Origin of the sequence: Christensenella massiliensis (assembly GCF_040409835.1) — a bacterium.
GTDB classification, from domain to species: Bacteria; Bacillota; Clostridia; order Christensenellales; family Christensenellaceae; genus Christensenella; species Christensenella massiliensis.
Genome location: NZ_CP117826.1, coordinates 2,035,663 through 2,056,798 on the forward strand (window position 1 = coordinate 2,035,663; position 21,136 = coordinate 2,056,798).

Genomic DNA, 21,136 nt, shown 5'->3' on the forward strand with positions numbered 1-21,136 from the left:
GCGGGAGGAAAAGGGATATGGATAGGATCGCGCTCATTGTGGAATATGACGGAACGAATTACTGCGGATGGCAGATACAAAAAAACGGTATCAGTGTACAGCAAAGGCTGGAGGAAGCGCTTGAAAAAGCGCTTAAGGTGAAAACACCGGTCGTGGGCGCAGGACGTACGGATGCGCGTGTGCATGCGCTCGGGCAAGTTGCGCATTTCGATGCGGATACCGATATCCCGCCGGATAAATTCTTTTATGTGCTGAATACGCTGCTGCCGGATGATATTCGCATCAAAAGGTCTTTTGCGGCGCCTGAGGGCTTCCACGCACGGTTTTCCGCAAAGGGAAAGCACTATCAGTACCGGATACGAAATACGCGGGAAAAGGGCGCGGTAGACCGGCTGTACACCATGTTCGTGCCGGTGCCGCTCGATATCGGAAAAATACGGGAAGCAGCGGCATATATCGAGGGGGAACACGATTTTGCGGCATTCTGCGCGGCAGGCTCGGACCTCAAGGGAACGACGGTGCGCACGGTATACTCTGTGGATGCCGTAAAAGAGGGCGGCTATATCACGATAGACGTAAAAGGAAACGGTTTTTTGTATAATATGGTCCGTATCATTGCGGGCACGCTTATCGCCGTGGGAAAAGGAAAGCTCGCGCCGGAGGCTGTACGCGCCGCGATCGAGGCGAAAGACCGCACCCTTGCCGGAGCGACGGCACAGGCGCAGGGGCTTTTTCTGATGGAAGTATATTATTGATAAATTTTTATCAATTTATGTTGAAAACAGAGTGCAAAGTATTGTATGATGATACGGTACGGGAAAAAACAATCCCGTTAAAAAATGAGCCGAAGAGCGAGGAAACGGAAAATGGGCGTTACGGTCAGAAAGTATACACAGGAAGATATCCCGGTCATGACGGAGATATGGAACGCAGTGGTAGACGAGGGAGAGGCATTCCCGCAGGCGGATATGCTGAGCGAGGCAGAAGCGCAAGGTTTCTTTGATGCGCAATCCTACTGCGGCGTAGCGGAGGATGAGAACGGAAAAGAGGTAGGGCTCTATATCCTGCATCCAAACAATGTCGGACGCTGCGGGCATATCGCGAACGCATCGTTTGCGGTACGGGCAGATTGCCGCGGGCAGGGGATCGGCGAAAAGCTTGTGCGAGACTGCATGGAGCAGGCGCGGGAGCTTGGATTCCGCATCCTGCAGTTCAATGCGGTCGTGGAAGATAATATCGGCGCCATCCATCTGTATGAAAAGATAGGCTTCCATCAGATCGGACGGGTGTGCGAGGGCTTTCAGGCCAAAAATGGTGAATATAAAGATATTCTGCTGTATTACAGCGATCTGTAAAGAAAAAAAGCTTCCTACGGGGGAGGCTTTTTATTTTGACGGGCTAAAATGCTTTTTCATCTTTCGCAATTTGCGTACCCAAACGGCAGTTTTCAGACAAGCGCCTCGCAACTTTTGTTTTTTATCAATTCATACCGAAGTGTCCGAGAGGCAGGCTTTACATCTTGCCGCTGTATTTTTGCAAACGCCCAAGCTGTAGCTGTTCATCCCTGAAATATGATCTTTATTTCTTGTTTTCCATTTGCCGTGCGGCGCCATATATCAATTGTTTAAAATGGAATGGTCCTGCGGCTTTTTCTATACTTATTTCAAATAATATAAAAGAATAATTTGCATATTGACTTTAATAATATTAAATGATATATTTAATATTATTAAAGGAGGAAAAATCATGGCAATCGAAATTATCCCGGAATGGATGGCGGCACTCGAGGAAGAAGACATATCCTTTATCAAAAATTTTGTTCTTGCATCCGGCTCCTTAAAGGAAATGGCAAAGCACTACGGCGTTACCTATCCGACGGTACGCCTGCGGTTGGATAAGCTGATACAGAAGATCAATATCAGCGATGACTATGCGGAGGAGCCTTATGTGGCACTCATAAAACGGATGGCGGTAAACGACAGGCTTGACTTCGATACGGCAAAAATTCTGATCTCGGAATATAAAAAAAGCAAAAGAGGTGAAAAGAAATGACAATGGTAGGTTCGATGGTGCTTTTTCTGACTATATTTGTGGCTGTCATTGCCGCCATGTGTGTGGCGGAGGGCTTTATCACGCGTAAATTCGGACTGTGGGGGCTTGTGATACCCATTGTATCCTGTGCTCTGGCATTTCTCAATATTGTATTTCTCATTGGCGCGGCGATCCAGTTCATCACTTCCATCGTCATTTACCGGAAGAAGAGAAAGCAGGACGAAATAGATAAAATGAATATACAAGACCTGTAAGAAACGCAAACACCGGGCGGCCGCTGCTTTTTTCATGAAAAAGCTTGACAACCGTGCGGATTTTCAGTAAACTATTCCATGCGCCTGTATGCACAATTAGCCCTGTGCACGCGCGAAAGCGGCGGGCTTCCGCACTGGGAATTGGGACCTCCCGGGAAAGAAAAACGCTGCGCACGGAACATAAAAATCGAAGATAGCATAGGGAGGAAAGCCTAATGAAAACATATATGGCGAAACCCGGCGAAGTGGAGAAGAAATGGTATGTTGTCGATGCGGACGGACAGGTGTTCGGACGTCTGGCAAGCAAGGTAGCCAACATTCTTCACGGAAAAAATAAGCCGGAATATACGCCGCATGTAGATACCGGAGATTATGTCATTGTGATCAATGCGGAAAAGCTCGTTTTTACGGGGAAAAAATTGGATCAGAAGATCCATTACAGACACTCGGGATATCCGGGCGGCCTGAAGATGACGAAATACAGGGACCTGATGGAAAACAAGCCGGAATTTGCCCTGTATGAAGCAGTCAGAAGAATGCTTCCTAAAAACAAGCTGGGGCGCAAGATGCTCAAGAAGCTGCGCATATACAGAGGCGCGGAGCACGACCACGCGGCCCAGAAGCCCGAAGCAATAGAGCTGTAAAAGGGAGGGAAGGTTTAAATGGCAAAGAAAGAACAGTTCCTTGGAACAGGCAGAAGAAAAAAATCCATTGCACGGGTGCGCATTATGGCGGGCACCGGCAATATCACAGTCAATAAGAGAGACGTAGAAGAATTTTTTGGCTATGAAACGCTGAAGATGCTCGTGCGTTCTCCCTTTGTCGTAACAGAGACCACAGGGAAATATGATGTGTTCGTATCTGTAAAGGGCGGCGGCTATACCGGTCAGGCAGGCGCGATTCGCCACGGCATCGCCCGCGCGCTCATCAAGGCAGAACCGGAGCTTCGTCCGGCGCTGAAATCCGCAGGGTTCCTGACGCGCGACCCGAGAATGAAGGAAAGAAAGAAATACGGCCTCAAGGCAGCAAGAAGAGCGCCGCAGTTCTCCAAGCGTTAAAAGAAAAGCACTTAAAAACCCGCAAACCGTATGGTTGGCGGGTTTTTTTATATCTAAAGATGCATTTGAGGCGAAAAGCAGCTCCGGATCGTCTGATAGCCGGAGCATGCGATGTTTTCCGGTATTCCGTTGCAGACTATTAAATGGTGCAAGGTCAAGGCTCGCATGAGAGGTTCTGAAAAGTGCCGCGCGGCAATGGAAGTCCTTTAGATCGGGAAAGCCGGAAGACCTATTTACGCACAAGAGAGGCACAAAAATACCGGGTGACTAAAATCGGAATAAAGAATATACACAATGTCTATTTCATTTTTTCAAAAAATAGTGTATAAATAATATAAAATGTTTACAATAATAAAATAGATATACTATGCGATGTCTGCACAAAACGCGGCATACACCATGCGGCACGTGGGGATACAGGAAACAGCGGAGAATAGGATATGAGAAAGATTTGCGCAATGCTTGCCGGCGTCCTTTTCTTAGTTTTGGTGGGGAGCGGCTGCGGAACAATTTTGGCTACGCAGAAAGACGCTGCTCTGCAAAGCGGCAGGATAGGATCGACCGAAATCTCTGCGGAGCATAATGGTGCCGGAAATGCAGGCAGCGGAAAGGCTCATTCTTTTTGTGCGGAAACCATAAATGCTTTTTTGAATGAAGAGAAACGATATCAGATCGGAAAAATAGACGATCTGCTGTTCTCGCGCCCGGCCGGCAGCCGGGAACGGCTGTTAACGGCCGCTCCGAAACGTACGGAGGCCTCTTACGCGTCCATTGCAGGAAGGCGGATCCCCATAGTTACGATATTTTTAGCCGCATGCACCGTGATCGGCATAGCAGGGCTTTTATTTTTCCGGAAATGGCACAAAGCCAATATACGCAGCAAGGATATTGAGATCAAATACCGGGAACAGCTGTTCGGAGTGCTTGCGAGCAATGTAGACGATATTTTTATTATGTTTGCACCGCAGGATTACACTGTAGAGTATGTAAGTCCCAATATCGAGCGGCTGTTAGGGATCACGCAGGCAAATATGAAAAATAATATCCGTGCTCTGGGAACGACGGCACTCGATCCGGAGCATGAAATAACTGCGGCGGATCTGCGCGGGATCAGGCTGGGCGAATTCAGACGGCAGGAAAGGGAACGCCTTCATCAGAAAACGGGCGAACGGCGGTGGTATCAGGAGACCTTATATCACGTATCGATAGAAAATACCGATAAATTTATTTTAGTAATGGCAGACCGCACGGAGGAAAGACACGCACACCGTGTGCTTCAGCATGCCATGAGCATTGCGGAATCGTCCAACGAAGCGAAAAGCAGTTTTCTGGCTCATATGTCTCACGACATACGTACCCCAATCAGCGCGGTCATCGGCATGACAGAGATCGCGAAGCGGCATACATCAGAGCCGGAAAAGGTGGAAGATTGCCTCGACAAAGTGCTGGTCTCGTCTAAGCAATTGCTGGGATTGGTCAATGATGTATTGGATATGTCCAAGATCGAGAGCGGTGTCGTTTCCCTGCAGGAGAGCAACTGCGAGATCGGCCAGATCGTCGACGAGGTCGTAACAGTCATCCAGCCGCAGGCCAGCGCCAAAGCGCAGGAGCTTCAGGTAGAGCTTTTGAATATTTCACACCGTTTGTTTACATGCGACGAATTGCGCATCAATAAAATACTCATCAATCTGCTTTCCAATGCCGTGAAATATACGCAGGAGGGCGGGAAGGTTCGTTTCTCTGTGGAAGAGCTTGAGCAGAGCAATGCAAACTATGCCAAGATGCAGTTCAAGGTGGAAGACAACGGAATGGGCATACCCCCTGAATTTATGGGGAGGCTGTTTGAGCCGTTTTCACGCAGCGAGAAAGCGGAGCTGTCCAAAATACAGGGAACAGGCCTCGGTATGTCGATCGTCAAGGCACTAGTCGACGCGATGGGAGGAACGATCTCAACAGACAGCCGTCAGGGAGAAGGAAGCACCTTCACCGTTATACTGGAGTTTCGTATCGATCACAGCAGAGAAGAAAAAAGCGAAAAGAGCAAAGACAGTTCGGGCTACAATTTCGGAGGGAAACGATATCTTTTGGCAGAAGATAATGATATCAATGCAGAGATCATGATGGAGCTGCTGAAAATGCGGGGCGCGGAAGCCGTGCGGGTAAATAATGGACAAAAGGCGGTAGAGTTGTTTGCGGCGCACCGGGAAGGATATTTCGACGCTGTCTTTATGGACGTCATGATGCCGGTGATGAACGGATATGAGGCAACGAAGGCGCTTCGGGCTTTGGAACGTGCGGATGCGAAGGCTGTGATCATCGTCGCGATGACGGCGAACGCATTTGCAGAAGATATCAAGGCGGCGCTCGATTCCGGTATGGATGATCATATTGCCAAGCCGATCAGCATTGAAAGGCTCGCAGACATATTGGAGCAGTCCGAAACGGATAAGGGAAAGGAAAAATGAGCATGGATGGAAAAGACATCGGAGAGCTGCGCAAAGCCTATGCGCTTCTGCGTGAATCGAATGAAAAACTGTACAACAGCATGAAAGCGTTCCAGATCGCCGCGGAAGAATGCGGAAGTCTTGTTTTTTCCTACGATACCAAAAAACAGATGATCCTTGTGGATGAAAAAACCGCGGAGGCCTTTGGAGTTGAAACGGTCCAGACCGGCGTTCCGTATGAAATGGCACGGCGCGGTATCATATCGGAAGATACGCAGGAGGAATATATCCGGATACACGAAGCCATGATAAACGGCGCGAAGGACGCAGGCGGGATCGTGAAGCTCATTCCTGCCGTGGGAAAAGAGATCGTTTATGATTTGAAATTCCGTGCCATCCTGAACGAAGAGGGAGATTCTACAGGAACTGCCGTCGGGGTGTACCGTGATATTACAGAACGCTATCTAAAGGATATGGAGCATGAACGTTACCGGCAGATCATTTATTCATCAGAACGGTATACGTTCCAATACGATGGAGGAAAAGACAGCCTGACGGTTTTCCCCGCCCATTATAATGCCGCTAAGGGCGGAGAAAAAGGGTATCTTATTGAGGAGTATACTCAAAAACTGCAGTCGGGGAAGATCTGCCCGGAAAGCGATATCCCCATTTTGCAGGACCTGCTGCAGAATGGTGCGAAAAAACCTGTTCAGGTGCAGCTATATGGTGTGAAAACGGGGAAAAAGCGGTGGTATGCCGTTACAGGGGCCGTCGTATGCTGCGGGGATGGGCAAAAGAGCGTGGCGGGAACGGTAGCGGATATCACGGATATCAAGCAGCAGGAGCTGTCCCACCGCAAGCTGGAGCATATTTTGCAGAGCCTGAAAGATGAATATATCGGTATTTTCGAGATAGATCTGGAAAAAGATGCCTATTCCGTACTTTCCTATGACAAAAAGGCGTTCGTCCCGGATATTCCGGAAAGCGGATGCTATAGTGAAGTGATGGAGATGGTGGCAAAGCAGCTGACAGCGCCGGAATATATCGGGATGTTCCGGGAGTTTACGGATATAGAGCGTCTGCGCCGGGTACTCGCGGAGGAGCGGCGGATCGAGCTGGAATATCGTACAAACAGTCTGAACAACAGATGGCGGCGAACGGTCTATCAGGTAGCTGAGCGCATCGGCGAAAGACCGTCGAAGGCGATCATGTATCAGCTCGATATCGATAAGATCAAAGTGGAAAAGCTGATGCAGCAGCAGGCCATGCAGGAGGCTTATAATTATGCGGAAGCGGCAAACACAGCAAAATCAGAGTTTTTATCCCGCATGAGCCACGACATCCGTACGCCGATGAATGCGATCGTTGGATTTACCGCAATTGCTGAAGCAAATATAGAAGACCATGAGCAAGTAAAAAAATGTCTCGCGAAGATAACGACGGCCTCAGAACATCTGCTTTCTCTCATCAACGAGGTACTGGATATGAGCAAGATCGAATCGGGAAAAATGGAACTGCAGGAGGAAGAGTTCAACCTTTCAGGCCTGATCGACGATATGGTAGCAATGGTGCAGCCGCAAATGAGCCAGCGGCGGCACTGTTTTGAAGTCCAAATCGGAGAATTACAGCATGAACGGGCCATAGGAGACAGACTCCGCATTCAGCAGGCTTTTGTCAATTTGGTCAGTAACGCGGCAAAATATACGCCGGATGGCGGGAAGATCAGTATCCGCATCAGGGAGAGAGCACTGAAGAACCCGGGATATGGAGAATACGAATTTATATTTGAAGATAATGGGATCGGCATGACGAAAGAGTTCCAAAAGGAATTGTTCGAGCCGTTCGCGCGGGCAGAGGACAGCAGGGTCGCAAAAATCAACGGCACAGGCCTTGGAATGACGATCACCCGCAATTTGATTCGGATGATGGACGGAGAGATCAGAGTGGATTCCAGTATCAATAAGGGCTCACGGTTTACGGTAACGATCCATCTGAAGCTGCCCGGCGGGCAGGGAGAAAAGATCGATGAGCTGAAAGGGAAGCGTGTATTGGTGGCGGACGATGATATTGCCGCAGGAAAAAAGACCTGCGCTATGCTGGAAGAGATCGGACTGTCAACGGAATTCTGTGTATCCGGAGAGCAGGCGGTGGAGCGCGTGAAAGCATGCAGCAGGGCAGGGGACAGCTATTTTGCCGCTGTTTTGAACTGGAAAATGCCGGGGATCAGCGGGCCTGCTGCAGCAAAGGAAATGTGCAGACAGCTTGGAAAGGACCTTCCTGTCATCATCGTATCGGCTTATGATTGGTCTAAGATCGAAGAGGAAGCGCGCGCTCTCGACATAGAATATTTTATTGCAAAGCCGCTGCCAAAAAGCAGGCTCGTCCAGTGCCTCCGGGAGATTATGCGCAGAACGGAACGGGAAAAAGAAGCAGCCGGACCGGCAGACCCGCCGGATTATTCCGACAAACGTGTTTTGCTGGTGGAAGACAATGATTTGAATGCGGAAATAGCGTGTGAGCTTCTGCGCATGGAGGGCGTACGGACGGAATGGGCCGGGAACGGAAAAGAGGCTGTCCGTATGGTGGAAGATTCGCCGGAGGGATACTACGATATGGTCTTTATGGATATCCAGATGCCGGTTCTGAATGGTTATGACGCTGCAAGAGAAATAAGAAAGCTCGAACGGAAAGACGTCAGGGATATGCCGATCGTCGCGATGACGGCGAACGCATTCGCTGAGGATGTCGGGCGTGCGAAAGACGCAGGAATGAACGAACACATCGCAAAGCCGGTCGATCTCAATGAAATACGGGCTGTGATGGCGCGGTATCTGCCCTGAATAAGCGCGGTAAGGCGCAAAACGGCAGAAAGAGTGAGGATATCCGTTCCGGAAATTTTTGGTTTTCTCATAAAAGTAATTGCAAAACAGGGGCGTTTATATTAGAATAAAATGCATGATGCGCCTATCGTACAGGAGGGCGGCGCAGCCGTACGGCGCCCACTCTATCTTGAATAGGCGCTCGGTCAATATTGTGCATGTTCCCGTAGCTCAGCAGGATAGAGCGTTCGCCTCCTAAGCGAAAGGCCGCGCGTTCGAATCGCGCCGGGAACGCCAGCGGCAAGTTGCCGCACTCGATATCGCAATTCACCTTGGCGGGTTGCGATATTTTTATTGCCCGCAAATAAATATTCATTTTGGCAGACTTCACCACGCCGCAGCAAGCGAATATATCTATATCGTCAATGGTAAACACGTCTGAGCACAAAGCAAAGCCCCCGGCATTTTGCCGAAGGCTTTGAAATTCGTTCCTCTTCTGCAAAAAAACACGCTTCCATCGGTTAAAGGCTTGCAGTATCCTCTCAACGCTGATTCGGTCGCTGGCTTTTTGCGGGTTTATGCCGCTGCGCGGCGTATTGGAAAGACAAAAACATTCGCTCAAATTCCAAATGGTACCAATGCACATTTACCAAAAGGCTTTGGGCCGTTTTATGCTCACGGCCAACAGCCTGTTCGCATGGAAAATCCCGCACAGCGCTGTGCAGCAGGAATGAAATAAGACGTTCTTACAGACCGGGAGAGCTCCGCCGAGGATAAAATGCCGCGAAAATTTTTTAAAAAAAGATTGACATCGCAGAAAAATGGCATTATGATAAATACCAGTAAAGTGAAGGAAACGGAAAAGATGAGCAAGCAGTATTCCCACAACTTTATCGTAGTCCTTATTAACCTTATTAGCCTAGTCATTATTGGCGAAGCGAATAAGGCTTATTGCGGTTGTGCCGAAAGGGCATGATAAGGACTTGAGATCAGGAAGTGATTTGAGGGCCTGCGCGATAAGCGCAGGCCTTTTTTGTTAGGGAACGGGGAAAAGCTGGAAGAAAGAGGGAAAAAACAGTGAAATTAACAGGAGCGCAGATCATCATGGAGTGCCTCAAGGAGCAGGATGTCGACACCGTATTCGGATTTCCGGGCGGAACGGTCATCGCTCTTTACAACGCGCTTTATGATTACCCCGAAATCAACCATGTCCTGACCTGCCACGAGCAGCACGCCGCACATGCGGCGGACGGCTACGCACGGGCGACGGGAAAACCGGGCGTCGTATTTGCGACGAGCGGCCCGGGCGCGACGAATCTTGTGACGGGGATTGCGACGGCGTATATGGACTCGATACCGATGGTAGCGATCACCGGAAACGTGGAAAAGAAAAATCTCGGGAAAGACAGCTTTCAGGAAATCGACATCACCGGCGTAACGATCCCGATCACGAAGCACAATGTGATCGTAAAAGAAATATCCGAGCTGGCAGATGCGGTGCGCGACGCATTCTATATCGCACAGAGCGGCCGCCCGGGCCCGGTGCTGGTGGACGTGCCGAAAGATATCACCATGATGGAGTGGGATTACGAGCCTCAGAAACCGCGGGAGATCGCGCATAAAAATGCGTTCGGGAAAGACGAGATCGCCGCAGCGGTCCGCGCGGTCAACGAAAGTAAAAAGCCCTTTATTGTTGCGGGCGGCGGCGTGATCGCGGCAGGAGCGGAAAAGGAACTGCGCGAGCTGGCGGGCAAGCTGAACGCGCCCGTCACCATGACGCTGATGGGGCTCGGGGCGTTTCCGGCAAGCGAGGAGCGCTATACGGGTATGATCGGTATGCACGGAACGAAGACTTCCGCCCTGTGCACAAGCCACTGTGATTTGCTGATCGCGGTAGGCGCACGCTTTTCAGAACGCGTGACGTCAGACAGGACCCAGTTCGCGAAGCAGGCAAAGGTGCTGCATATCGACGTCGATCCTGCGGAGATCAATAAAAACATCCGTGCGGACCACGAGGTGATGGGAAATGCAAAGGATGTCCTGAAAGCGATGCTGCCCGGCATCAAGCGGAAAGAAAGCGGCGAATGGATGGAACAGATCAGGCATTGGAAGCGCAGCTATCCGCTCGACCGGGCAACGCGGAACGCGCGCTTCCCGAAGAAGGTGCTTCAGGCGATGCAGGAGGAAGCGCCGGAGGGAACTGTGTTTACGACGGAGGTAGGGCAGCACCAGATGTGGTCCGCGCAGTTCCTGCGTATCGAGCATCCCCGCCAGTTCATTTCTTCGGGCGGTCTCGGCACGATGGGGTTCGGCATGGGCGCGGCGATCGGCGCGGCGGTCGGTACCGGAAAGCAGGTCGTCAATATCGCGGGCGACGGCAGCTTCCACATGAACCTGCAGGAGATCGTAACGGCGGTCAAGCATAAGCTGCCCGTCATGATACTGGTTCTGAACAATAATGTGCTCGGCATGGTACGTCAATGGCAGAAGCTGTTTTATGATAAGCGGTATTCCCAAACGACGCTCAACAATCCGACGGATTATGTGAAGCTCGCGGAGGCGTTCGGTGCGTATGGGATGGATATCTCAAACGAACGGGATCTGCGCGCAGCCTTTAAAAAAGCATTCGCCCACAAAGGGCCGGTGATCGTGAAATGCGATATCCACGAGGACGAGACGGTGCTCCCGATGGTGCCGGGCGGGAAACCGCTTGACGATATTATACTGGACCTCGAAAAATGATCCTGAAAACAACGCCGCTTTATCATGCAGGCGGGAAACAGGAGCGAAGGAGAAAAAGCGATGATTAGAAGATATGTACTGTCCATACTGGTCAAAAATACATCCGGCGTCCTTTCCAAAGTAACAGGACTGTTTTCCCGGAGAGGATATAATATCCGTTCCCTGTCCGTGGGGGAAACGCACGACCCGAAGATTTCCCGCATCACGATCGAGCTGGTGGGCGACGAGGCGGTTTTAGAGCAGATCCAAAAGCAGCTCGGCAAGCTGATCGAAGTAATCAAGATCACGGGCCTGCGCTCCAAAAGCTCGGTCTATAAAGAGCTTGTGCTCGTGAAAGTGAAATCGAACGCAAAAAAACGCGCCAGTATCATAGAGCTGTGTGATATCTTCCGCACGAAGATCGTAGATATCTGCGCGGAATCGATGATCATAGAAATGGCAGGCACGCCTGAAAAAAACGACGCGCTTTTAAAGCTGCTCGACGAGTATGGGATCATCGAGCTGTCCCGCACGGGTATCACAGCCCTGCAGCGGGGCGCGGTATCGATCCACGAAGATACGTGTGAAAAGTGACGCCTTTGGCGCCTGAAAATATTCTATATGAATTTGGAGGCAAATCAAATGAAAATGAAGATGTATTACGACAGGGATTGCAACCTCTCTCTTTTAAAGGGCAAGACTGTTGCGGTCATCGGCTATGGAAGTCAGGGACACGCACATGCCCAGAACCTCAAAGACAGCGGCGTAGACGTAGTTGTTGGGCTGTATGAGGGAAGCCGGTCGTGGAAGTCCGCCGAGGAAGCAGGCCTTCGCGTCATGACGGCGGAGGAGGCTGCAAAGGCCGCGGATATCGTCATGATTCTGGTACCGGACGAAAAGCAGGGCAAGATCTATGAGGGTATCGCGCCCTATATGACGGAGGGGAAATCCCTCGTGTTCGCACATGGCTTCAATATCCACTTTGGACAGATCGTTCCGCCGAAGGACGTCGACGTTTGGATGGTCGCTCCGAAAGGGCCGGGCCACACGGTAAGAAGCCAGTTTTTGGAGGGCAAAGGCGTTCCCTGCCTGATTGCGATCCATCAGGACGCGACCGGAAAAGCGCGCGACCTTGCGCTTGCGTATGCGAGCGGGATCGGCGGCGGCCGTGCGGGCATCTTTGAAACGAGCTTTCGCGAAGAAACGGAAACGGATTTGTTCGGCGAGCAGGCAGTATTGTGCGGCGGCGTCTCCGAGCTGATCAAGGCTGGGTTCGACACGCTGGTAGAAGCAGGGTACGCGCCGGAGATGGCCTATTTCGAATGCTGCCATGAAATGAAGCTGATCGTCGACCTGATCAACGAGGGCGGACTTTCCAGAATGCGCTACTCCATTTCCGATACGGCGGAATATGGCGATTATGTAACGGGCAAGCGCATCATCACGGAGGATACCCGCAAGGAGATGAAGCAGGTCCTGTCTGAAATACAGGACGGAACGTTCGCGCGCGACTGGATGCTTGAAAATCAGGTAAAGCGGCCGCACTTTATCGCTATGCGGAATATCGGAAAAGAATCTCAGCTGGAAAAGACGGGTGCGGAGCTCAGAGGAAAAATGAGCTGGCACAAGGAAAAATAAGATGGGTGCGCGAAACGGCATCGGCGCCGGAGCGGAACAGGCTCCGGCGTCTGTCCGCGCAGGTAGGATAAGACATTGGAACAGGAAAGGGCACAGAAGTGAACAGTGATAATATCAAAAAGGGCGCGCAGCGCGCGCCGCACCGTTCCCTGCTTTACGCGCTGGGGCTGACGAAGGAAGAATTGGAACGCCCGCTGATCGCGGTGGTAAGCGCGCAAAGCGAAGTGATACCGGGCCATCTGCATCTCGACAAGGTGGCGCAGGCTGTATGCGACGGCGTGCGCATGGCGGGCGGAACGCCCATCAAGGTACCGGCTATCGGCGTTTGCGACGGCATCGCAATGAACCACACGGGCATGCATTATTCCTTGCCCTCGCGCGAGCTGATCGCAGACAGCGTGGAAACGCTGCTGATCGCGCATGCGTTCGACGGAGCGGTACTGGTGCCGAACTGCGATAAGATCGTTCCCGGCATGCTGATGGCAGCGGCGCGGGTGGATATCCCGGCGGTCGTATGCTCGGGCGGCCCCATGCTGGCAGGGCGGTTCCATGAGAAACGGACGAGCCTGTCGAGCCTGTTTGAGGCGGTCGGACAGCATGCAAAAGGAACGATGACGGATGAGGAGCTGGAGACTTTCGAGCAAAAGGCATGTCCGGGCTGCGGAAGCTGCTCCGGTATGTATACGGCGAATTCCATGAATTGTCTTGCGGAGGTGCTGGGCATGGCGCTTCCCGGGAACGGAACGATCCCGGCGGTCTATTCGGCACGGACGGCGCTTGCGAAGCATGCGGGCATGCAGGTCATGAAGCTGGTGGAGGAAAACATCCGCCCGCGTGATATCATGAACGAAAAGGCGTTCCGCAATGCGATCACGATGGATATGGCGCTCGGCTGCAGCACAAACAGCATGCTGCATCTTCCGGCAATCGCACACGAGCGCGGCATCAGGATCGATCTGCACGAGGTCAATCGAATCAGCGAAAGAACGCCGAATCTCTGCCATTTGGCTCCGGCGGGACGGCACTATATTGAAGAACTGAACGAATGCGGCGGGATTCCGGCGGTCATGGCGGAGCTCAGCAAAAAAGGACTGCTCGAAGACAACAGGACTATAGACGGAACGGTCATGGACAGAATACGGAACGCCAAACGCACAGGCGATGTGATACGGCCGATAGACGATCCATATTCCAAAACCGGCGGTATTGCAGTCCTGTATGGGAACCTTGCGCCGGATGGCTGCGTGGTAAAACGTGCGGCAGTCGCGCCGGAAATGATGAAGAGCACATGTACTGCCCGGGTATTCAACAGCGAGGAAGAGGCGAACGACGCGATCCTCGGCGGAAAGATTAAAAAAGGGGACGTCGTCGTCATTCGCTACGAGGGCCCGAAGGGCGGTCCGGGCATGCGCGAGATGCTGGCGCCGACCTCCAATCTGGCCGGAATGGGGCTGGATAAGGAAGTCGCGCTGATTACAGACGGACGTTTTTCGGGCGCGTCACGCGGGGCAGCGGTAGGGCATGTCTCCCCTGAAGCGGCGGCGGGCGGACCGATCGCCTATGTTCAGGACGGCGATATCATCGAGATAGACATCGACAAATACTCCATCCATCTCAAAGTAGATGAGAATGAACTTAACAGACGACTTACGGGCTCGCAGCTTATGCCGCCGAAGGTACAGACGGGATGGCTTGCGAGATATGCAAGAATGGTGCAGAGCGCAGATACGGGCGCTGTGCTGAAGTAAGCGGGCGGCATGCCCCGCAGGCCCCGCCCCGGCGGAGCCCTGTGAAAAGAATGTTGAGACGAAAAGGAGCATTTGCTATGAAAACCATCAAAATATTTGATACGACGCTGCGCGACGGAGAGCAGTCTCCCGGGTGCAGTATGAATTTATCGGAAAAAATCGAGGTCGCAAAGCAGCTGGAACTGCTGAAGGTGGACGTGATCGAGGCGGGCTTTGCCGTTTCCTCCCCCGGAGATTTCAAGAGCGTGGAGACGATTGCAAAGGCAATCAAGGACTGCAGTGTCGCTTCCCTTTCCCGGTCGGTGAAAAAAGACATCGACGCTTCCTACGAGGCGCTCCGGCAGGCAGCCGCGCCGCGTATCCATGTGTTTTTGGCGACCTCGCCGCTGCACATGCAGTATAAACTGAAAATGACGGAAGAGCAGGTTCTGGAGCACATCAGGGAATCGGTAGCATACGCGCGGAGCTTGGTACCCGATGTGGAATTTTCCGCGGAGGATGCGTCGAGAAGCGACTACGCATTCCTCGCACGGGCGGTGCAGACAGCGGTGGATGCAGGGGCCGGGACCATCAACCTGCCCGATACGGTCGGCTATGTACTGCCGCAGGAGATGCAGGCTATGATCGAATACGTCCGGCAGCATGTGGACGGGATCGAAAATGTAGATATCTCCGTCCATTGCCATAACGACCTCGGTATGGCGGTTGCGAATTCTCTGGCGTCCGTGGGCGCGGGAGCGACGCAGGTGGAATGTACGGTGAACGGTATCGGCGAGCGCGCGGGCAACGCGTCGCTGGAGGAGATCGTCATGGCGATCCACACGCGCCGGGCACTGATGGACGCGGATACGAATATCAACACAAAGCAGCTGTACCGTACGTCGAGGCTGCTGTCCAAGATTATCGGCGTATCGATCCCGCCGAATAAGGCGGTCGTCGGCGCGAATGCATTCGCGCACGAAAGCGGCATCCATCAGCACGGCGTACTGGCAAAGCGCGAGACCTACGAGATCATGACGCCGGAATCGATTGGGCTCACGACGAATAAAATGGTGCTCGGAAAACATTCCGGCCGCCATGCATTCGATGATTTTCTGAAGGAGCTCGGCTATCAACTGATGCCGGAGGAGCTTGATGCGGCATTCGCACAGTTCAAGGAATTGTGCGATAAAAAGAAGGAAGTGACCGAATATGACGTGGAAGCGCTGGTCGCTCAGAAAGCGGCAAAGGTCGTGGAGCATTTCCGGCTGAAGCAGTTTGTCGTGAACAGCGGCAATACCATTCAGGCGACGGCAAACGTTACGCTCGAGGATATGAGCGGGGCCACACAGGAGCAGGTCGCGCTGGGCGACGGCCCGATCGACGCAGCCTATCAGGCGATCGAGAAGATCGTGCAGATGCCGCTGCACCTCAACAACTATAAGATCAATGCAGTGTCGCACGGCGAGGACGCTCTGGGCGAGGTCGTGGTCAAGGTGTCGTCCGAGAACAGGACGGTCACGGGCCGCGGGCTTTCTACAGACATCATAGAGGCCTCGATGCTGGCTTATATCAACGCAGTCAATAAGCTGCTGGGAGCCTGATGGAAGCGCGCCCGGCAGGCCGCGGGAATGGAGGATTATGAAGCAGAAAATAAGTATTTTCGATTCCACCCTGCGCGACGGTATGCAGGGAGAGGGTATCGCGTTCTCGGTGGAAGACAAGCTGAATATCGTGCGTGCACTCGATGATATTGGGATCGATTTCATTGAGGCGGGGAATCCGGCCTCGAATCCAAAGGATCTGGAATTTTTCCGAAGAATACGCGACGAGCAGCCAAAGCACGCAAAGCTGTGCGCATTCGGGAGCACGCGGCGGAAAAACATCCGTCCGGACGAGGACGCCAATGTGGAGAGCCTGCTCGAAGCAGAGACTCCGGCCGTTTCCATTTTCGGGAAATGCTGGGACCTGCATGTGCTGAAAGTATTGGGAACGACCTTGCGGGAAAATCTGGAAATGATCGAAAGCACGGTCGCATACCTGAAGGAGCGCGGAAAATATGTCGTGTTCGACGCGGAGCACTTTTTCGACGGCTGCCGGGCGAATGAAGATTATGCGATGGAAGCGCTTGGCGCAGCGGAACGCGGCGGTGCGGACGTGCTTTGCCTGTGCGATACGAATGGCGGAACATATCCGACGGACATCCATAAAATGACACAGCGTGCCGTGCAGCAGTTTCCCGGGAAAAAAGTGGGCGTCCATTGCCACAATGATACGGGCATGGCGGTGGCGCAAACGCTGTTCGCGGTAGATGCTGGTGCGCGGCAGGTGCAGGGAACATTCATCGGCTATGGGGAGCGGTGCGGGAACGCGAATCTTTCCACAGTCATTCCTGATCTGGAGCTGAAGCGCGGCTATGAGGTGCTGGGAAAGGAAAAGCTGAAAGACCTGACGGCAACGGCGCGGCGTATCGCCGATATTTCGAACATTTGGCTGCCTTCCTCAAGCCCGTATGTCGGCGGCAGCGCGTTCGCGCATAAGGGCGGCATGCATATCGACGGCGTAAAAAAGGTGCGGGAGAGTTTCGAGCATGTGGACCCGCATAAAGTTGGGAACGACCGCCGGTTCCTGATGAGCGAGGTGTCTGGGAAAGCGACACTGATCAAAAAAATACAAAAGGTCGACCCTGCTGTGACGGTAAAGGATCCGGTGGTAGGGCAGCTTGTGGATAAGCTCAAGCAGCTTGAATTCGAGGGCTATCAATTCGAGGCGGCGGAGCAGAGCTTCGAGCTGGTCATCCGGCGCTTGCTTGGAAAATACAAGGAATATTTCGAGCTGGAGTATTTCAAGATCATCGGTGAACAGCCGCTCCGCGCACAGGAATACCCGTCCTCTGCCATCATTAAGGTCAGGGTGGGTGATGAGTCGCGCATCACAGGCGCGGAGGGCGACGGCCCGGTACACGCGCTCGACCTCGCGCTGCGGAACGCCCTTAAGGGCTTCTATCCGTCGCTGGAGGACATGAGCCTCGCCGATTATAAGGTGCGCGTGCTTGAAAGCTCGGCGACGACAGCGGCAAAGGTGCGCGTGCTTATCGAATCCACGGACGGGAAGCACACATGGAATACGGTAGGCGTATCGACCGATATCATTGAGGCAAGCTTTCTTGCCCTTACGGATTCCATTGAATATAAGCTCACGCTGGATGAGGCGCAGGCACCCTCTCGGCCATAGAAAAGAAATCAATATTTTATCTATAGAAGGAGATCAGTATTTATGGGCATGACAATGACGCAGAAGATATTGGCGGCGCATGCGGGGCTCCCGAGCGTCGTGACAGGGCAGCTCATTTCCGTGAACCTCGACATGGTGCTCGGGAACGATATCACCTCCCCGGTCGCGATCCGGGAATTTAACAAAACCGGAAAAGAGGTTTTCGATCAAAACAAGATCGCCCTTGTGATGGACCACTTTACACCGAATAAGGACATCAAGGCGGCGGAGCAGTGCAAGCTGGTGCGCGAATTTGCACACAAGCACGGCATCGTGAATTTCTATGATGTGGGACAGATGGGCATCGAACACGCCCTGCTGCCGGAAAAAGGACTCGTTGTCGCAGGCGATGCGGTGATCGGCGCGGATTCCCACACCTGCACCTACGGCGCGCTCGGCGCGTTCTCGACGGGCGTCGGTTCGACGGATATGGCGGCTGCTATGGCGACGGGCAAGGTATGGCTCAAGGTTCCGGGAACAATCCGCTTCAATCTGCGCGGCGAGCTGAAAAAGCATGTCAGCGGTAAGGACGTGATTTTGCACATCATCGGCATGATCGGTGTTGACGGCGCGCTCTACCGGTCGATGGAGTTCGGCGGGGAGGGGCTCGCGTCCCTTTCCATGGACGACCGTTTGTGCATTGCGAATATGGCGATCGAGGCGGGCGGAAAGAACGGGATATTCGAGGTGGACGACCAAACGATAGAATATATCCGCTCCCATTCCGAGCGTGAGTTTCAGGTTTACGCACCTGACCCGGATGCGGCCTATGAACGTGTCATCGACATCGATCTTTCGGAAATCAAATCGACGGTCGCGTTCCCGCACCTCCCGGAGAATACGAAAACGATCGACGAAGTCGGCGATGTAAAAATCGATCAGGTCGTGATCGGCTCGTGCACGAACGGACGCATCAGCGACCTGCGTGCCGCCGCGGAGATCCTTGTGGGGCGCAAGGTCGCGCCGAATGTCCGCGCAATCATTTTCCCGGCGACGCAGGCGGTCTATCTGCAGGCCATGCAGGAGGGCCTCCTAAAAATATTCATTGAGGCGGGGTGCGCGGTATCCACGCCGACGTGCGGACCATGCCTCGGCGGACATTGCGGGATCCTCGCGGAGGGAGAGCGCGCCGTTGCAACCACGAACCGGAATTTCGTAGGGCGGATGGGCCATGTGAAGTCGGAGGTCTATCTGGCAAGCCCGGAGGTCGCCGCCGCAAGCGCGGTCGCGGGAAAGATCGCATCGCCGATGGATATTTAAGGAGGATAGGATATGAAAGCAAAAGGCAGAGTGTTTAAATACGGAGATAATATCGATACGGATGTGATCATACCGGCGCGTTACCTCAATACATCGGACCCGGGTGAGCTCGCGGCCCATTGTATGGAGGATATCGATACGGAGTTTGTCAAAAACGTGAAAAAGGGCGACATCATGGTGGGCACGAAGAATTTTGGATGCGGTTCCTCGCGCGAGCACGCACCCATCGCCATCAAAGCGTCGGGCATCAGCTGTGTGATCGCGTCGAGCTTTGCGCGTATCTTTTACCGCAACGCCATCAACATCGGCCTGCCCATCCTTGAATGCGCGGACGCGGCGGAAGCGATCTCGAACGGGGATGAGGTCGAGGTGGATTTTTCCACGGGCGATATCCACGATCTCACGACCGGAAAAAGCTTCAAGGCGCAGCCTTTTCCGGAATTCATTCAGGACATCATTGCGTCCGGCGGACTCATTGAGGCAGTCCGGCAGGACAAGCTGTGAGGCGAATGCGAAGAACAGAATAAAAAGGCTCCGGAAATAGAAGAAGGTGGAAAAAGCCGCTCCCGTTTGATAGAATGAAATCATCATGACGGGGGCGGCTTTGACATGAAAAAGAATAAATTTTTGATTTTAGGGATCGTTTTCTTTGCGCTCGCAGGGGTCATGCTGGCCGGTATGGCAGCTGAGTCGATGAGGAACGCTGAACATTACAGCATCGCGTATTCGCTGCTCCCGGCGGTTCTTTTTGCTGCTTTGGGCGCATGGATGATGGCAAAGATAAAAATGCCGCCAAAGAAAAAGGCGGAACAGGCGGGAAAGCGCCGCAGGCGCAAGACATACAGAGGGCTCAAGGTGGTGGGCGGCCTGCCGGTTCCGGAGGGAGCGTCGTGCATTGCTTCTTTTGACGGGATCACCCTTGTGATCGCCGCGGGCGGGGCGCAGTATCATCTTGATGCCTCGAAGCTGCGCAGTATAGAATTGAGCAAGGATATCGACCGCCGGGTATACAGCGAGGGAAGCCTTACGGGCGGCCTGATAGGAGGAGCATTATTTGGGCTTGCCGGGGCGGTGATCGGGTCGGCGCCGAGAAAACGCATAGAAACGCAGGTGCTGCGCGGGGCGGTCATCGGCTATGAAGATATAGACGCGGCGGCCGGGCTTGCTTATATCGTGTTATCAGACAGGAAAACGAACGCAGCCTGCAGCAGGAAGCTGGTAAAGCGTTTGAAGCCGTATGTGAAAACAAAGCACGCAGTATATCATTTATAAGAACAAAAAAAGGCTTGCTTATAATGGCGGGTCTTTTATGATGCAGCAGTGAGGGATATTCTTTTGGTTTTCCGGCCTTGTACGGTGAATCGACGGCAAAACAAACAGAACGCTCCGGACGTACCCTGCCGCAATACATCCAAGGCCTGCCGCCGCGCCATTTGACAGGAAGAAACAGCGCGTCATTCATAAGGTATCTTTTATTCCCTGCCGCCGCGCAGCTTGTTTTCCGCGAAACGCAGGCATTCGTCATAATGAGCGATTTTTTTATCCAGCCGCGCGAGCGTTTGTTTCATGTCCTCCATGCGGGCGGCGAGCTGTTCGCGCTGCTCGAGGAGGATCTGCTTGCGGGCCTCCTGCGTGCCGTCGCCCTGCTGGAACAGGGAAACATACTCGATCAGAGCCTCGACCTGTATGCCCGCGCCGCGCATGCATTTGATAAATTCCACCCAGCCGCAGTCCGTATCGGAATAATCCCGAATACCATTTTCTTTCCGGCGCACGCTGGGAATGAGGCCGATGCGTTCATAATAGCGCAGCGTATCGGCGGATATTTCATATTTTTTGCTGACTTCCGCGATCGTCATCGTAAAAATCTCCTTTGCCTTTTCACCATAA

Annotated in this window: 19 protein-coding genes and 1 tRNA gene; 19 read left to right on the forward strand and 1 reads right to left on the reverse strand. The window is 53.0% G+C overall.

From position 1 onward, the window contains the following. Positions 1-17: 17 nt before the first annotated feature. The 19 genes from truA (at position 18) to PUP29_RS10075 (ending at position 20,518) form a co-directional block, all read left to right on the forward strand. Positions 18-755, forward strand: coding sequence for a tRNA pseudouridine(38-40) synthase TruA (truA, locus tag PUP29_RS09985; RefSeq protein ID WP_353423192.1), 738 nt, complete (start codon positions 18-20; stop codon positions 753-755). A 111-nt stretch (positions 756-866) separates the two neighbouring features. After that, a complete protein-coding gene (locus PUP29_RS09990) occupies positions 867-1,355 on the forward strand; it encodes a GNAT family N-acetyltransferase (protein WP_079546059.1) in 489 nt (162 codons plus the stop codon). A 391-nt stretch (positions 1,356-1,746) separates the two neighbouring features. Next, positions 1,747-2,052: a DUF2089 family protein gene (locus PUP29_RS09995; protein ID WP_079546058.1), complete on the forward strand. Its 306-nt coding sequence runs from the start codon at positions 1,747-1,749 to the stop codon at positions 2,050-2,052. Then, on the forward strand, positions 2,049-2,306 hold the full coding sequence (locus PUP29_RS10000; protein WP_353423194.1) for a hypothetical protein: 258 nt from the start codon (positions 2,049-2,051) through the stop codon (positions 2,304-2,306). The genes PUP29_RS09995 and PUP29_RS10000 overlap by 4 nt, the downstream gene beginning before the upstream one ends. 215 nt (positions 2,307-2,521) lie before the next feature. Further along, positions 2,522-2,950: a 50S ribosomal protein L13 gene (gene rplM / locus PUP29_RS10005; protein WP_079546056.1), complete on the forward strand. Its 429-nt coding sequence runs from the start codon at positions 2,522-2,524 to the stop codon at positions 2,948-2,950. A gap of 18 nt (positions 2,951-2,968) precedes the next feature. After that, a complete protein-coding gene (gene rpsI, locus PUP29_RS10010) occupies positions 2,969-3,364 on the forward strand; it encodes a 30S ribosomal protein S9 (protein ID WP_079546055.1) in 396 nt (131 codons plus the stop codon). Between the two features lie 440 nt (positions 3,365-3,804). Continuing rightward, positions 3,805-5,829, forward strand: coding sequence for a hybrid sensor histidine kinase/response regulator (locus PUP29_RS10015; RefSeq protein ID WP_353423197.1), 2,025 nt, complete (start codon positions 3,805-3,807; stop codon positions 5,827-5,829). A 2-nt stretch (positions 5,830-5,831) separates the two neighbouring features. After that, positions 5,832-8,648 (forward strand): PAS domain-containing hybrid sensor histidine kinase/response regulator, encoded by a 2,817-nt coding sequence (locus PUP29_RS10020; RefSeq protein ID WP_353423198.1) that lies wholly within the window; start codon positions 5,832-5,834, stop codon positions 8,646-8,648. A gap of 199 nt (positions 8,649-8,847) precedes the next feature. Continuing rightward, a tRNA-Arg gene (locus PUP29_RS10025) sits at positions 8,848-8,924 on the forward strand. A 169-nt stretch (positions 8,925-9,093) separates the two neighbouring features. Beyond that, on the forward strand, positions 9,094-9,366 hold the full coding sequence (locus PUP29_RS10030) for a hypothetical protein (RefSeq protein WP_353423200.1): 273 nt from the start codon (positions 9,094-9,096) through the stop codon (positions 9,364-9,366). Between the two features lie 338 nt (positions 9,367-9,704). Continuing rightward, on the forward strand, positions 9,705-11,369 hold the full coding sequence (gene ilvB / locus PUP29_RS10035) for a biosynthetic-type acetolactate synthase large subunit (protein WP_079546051.1): 1,665 nt from the start codon (positions 9,705-9,707) through the stop codon (positions 11,367-11,369). Between the two features lie 63 nt (positions 11,370-11,432). After that, positions 11,433-11,942 (forward strand): acetolactate synthase small subunit, encoded by a 510-nt coding sequence (gene ilvN / locus PUP29_RS10040; RefSeq protein WP_079547790.1) that lies wholly within the window; start codon positions 11,433-11,435, stop codon positions 11,940-11,942. Between the two features lie 54 nt (positions 11,943-11,996). Next, complete coding sequence (gene ilvC / locus PUP29_RS10045) at positions 11,997-12,986, forward strand: ketol-acid reductoisomerase (RefSeq protein ID WP_079547789.1); 990 nt, start codon at positions 11,997-11,999, stop codon at positions 12,984-12,986. Between the two features lie 98 nt (positions 12,987-13,084). Next, the gene (gene ilvD / locus PUP29_RS10050) at positions 13,085-14,734 is read left to right on the forward strand and encodes a dihydroxy-acid dehydratase (RefSeq protein ID WP_353423201.1); all 1,650 of its coding nucleotides are present in this window, start codon (positions 13,085-13,087) and stop codon (positions 14,732-14,734) included. Positions 14,735-14,811: 77 nt separating this feature from the next. Then, positions 14,812-16,317, forward strand: a complete 1,506-nt coding sequence (locus PUP29_RS10055; RefSeq protein WP_353423203.1) for a 2-isopropylmalate synthase — start codon at positions 14,812-14,814, stop codon at positions 16,315-16,317. Positions 16,318-16,354: 37 nt separating this feature from the next. Further along, the gene (gene cimA / locus PUP29_RS10060; RefSeq protein ID WP_079546048.1) at positions 16,355-17,947 is read left to right on the forward strand and encodes a citramalate synthase; all 1,593 of its coding nucleotides are present in this window, start codon (positions 16,355-16,357) and stop codon (positions 17,945-17,947) included. A gap of 42 nt (positions 17,948-17,989) precedes the next feature. Beyond that, positions 17,990-19,246 (forward strand): 3-isopropylmalate dehydratase large subunit, encoded by a 1,257-nt coding sequence (gene leuC, locus PUP29_RS10065; RefSeq protein WP_353423204.1) that lies wholly within the window; start codon positions 17,990-17,992, stop codon positions 19,244-19,246. 12 nt (positions 19,247-19,258) lie between these two features. Further along, entirely contained in the window at positions 19,259-19,750 is a 492-nt protein-coding gene (gene leuD, locus PUP29_RS10070; protein WP_079546046.1) for a 3-isopropylmalate dehydratase small subunit, read from the forward strand. Between the two features lie 105 nt (positions 19,751-19,855). Continuing rightward, on the forward strand, positions 19,856-20,518 hold the full coding sequence (locus PUP29_RS10075) for a hypothetical protein (protein ID WP_353423205.1): 663 nt from the start codon (positions 19,856-19,858) through the stop codon (positions 20,516-20,518). Between the two features lie 200 nt (positions 20,519-20,718). On the opposite strand, the gene PUP29_RS10080 is transcribed toward PUP29_RS10075, so the two are convergent. Beyond that, a complete protein-coding gene (locus tag PUP29_RS10080) occupies positions 20,719-21,105 on the reverse strand; it encodes a MerR family transcriptional regulator (protein ID WP_079547788.1) in 387 nt (128 codons plus the stop codon). Between the last annotated feature and the right edge of the window lie 31 nt (positions 21,106-21,136).

Excerpts from the sequence above, each read along its gene's own strand:
- cimA (WP_079546048.1), top strand. The coding sequence starts at position 16,355 with ATGAAGCAGAAAATAAGTATTTTCGATTCCACCCTGCGCGACGGTATG.
- truA (WP_353423192.1), top strand. The coding sequence starts at position 18 with ATGGATAGGATCGCGCTCATTGTGGAATATGACGGAACGAATTACTGC.
- leuC (WP_353423204.1), top strand. The coding sequence starts at position 17,990 with ATGGGCATGACAATGACGCAGAAGATATTGGCGGCGCATGCGGGGCTC.
- rpsI (WP_079546055.1), top strand. The coding sequence starts at position 2,969 with ATGGCAAAGAAAGAACAGTTCCTTGGAACAGGCAGAAGAAAAAAATCC.
- PUP29_RS10015 (WP_353423197.1), top strand. The coding sequence starts at position 3,805 with ATGAGAAAGATTTGCGCAATGCTTGCCGGCGTCCTTTTCTTAGTTTTG.
- leuD (WP_079546046.1), top strand. The coding sequence starts at position 19,259 with ATGAAAGCAAAAGGCAGAGTGTTTAAATACGGAGATAATATCGATACG.
- ilvC (WP_079547789.1), top strand. The coding sequence starts at position 11,997 with ATGAAGATGTATTACGACAGGGATTGCAACCTCTCTCTTTTAAAGGGC.
- PUP29_RS10080 (WP_079547788.1), bottom strand. The coding sequence starts at position 21,105 with ATGACGATCGCGGAAGTCAGCAAAAAATATGAAATATCCGCCGATACG.
- PUP29_RS10055 (WP_353423203.1), top strand. The coding sequence starts at position 14,812 with ATGAAAACCATCAAAATATTTGATACGACGCTGCGCGACGGAGAGCAG.
- PUP29_RS09995 (WP_079546058.1), top strand. The coding sequence starts at position 1,747 with ATGGCAATCGAAATTATCCCGGAATGGATGGCGGCACTCGAGGAAGAA.
- PUP29_RS10000 (WP_353423194.1), top strand. The coding sequence starts at position 2,049 with ATGACAATGGTAGGTTCGATGGTGCTTTTTCTGACTATATTTGTGGCT.
- PUP29_RS09990 (WP_079546059.1), top strand. The coding sequence starts at position 867 with ATGGGCGTTACGGTCAGAAAGTATACACAGGAAGATATCCCGGTCATG.
- rplM (WP_079546056.1), top strand. The coding sequence starts at position 2,522 with ATGAAAACATATATGGCGAAACCCGGCGAAGTGGAGAAGAAATGGTAT.
- PUP29_RS10075 (WP_353423205.1), top strand. The coding sequence starts at position 19,856 with ATGAAAAAGAATAAATTTTTGATTTTAGGGATCGTTTTCTTTGCGCTC.
- PUP29_RS10020 (WP_353423198.1), top strand. The coding sequence starts at position 5,832 with ATGGATGGAAAAGACATCGGAGAGCTGCGCAAAGCCTATGCGCTTCTG.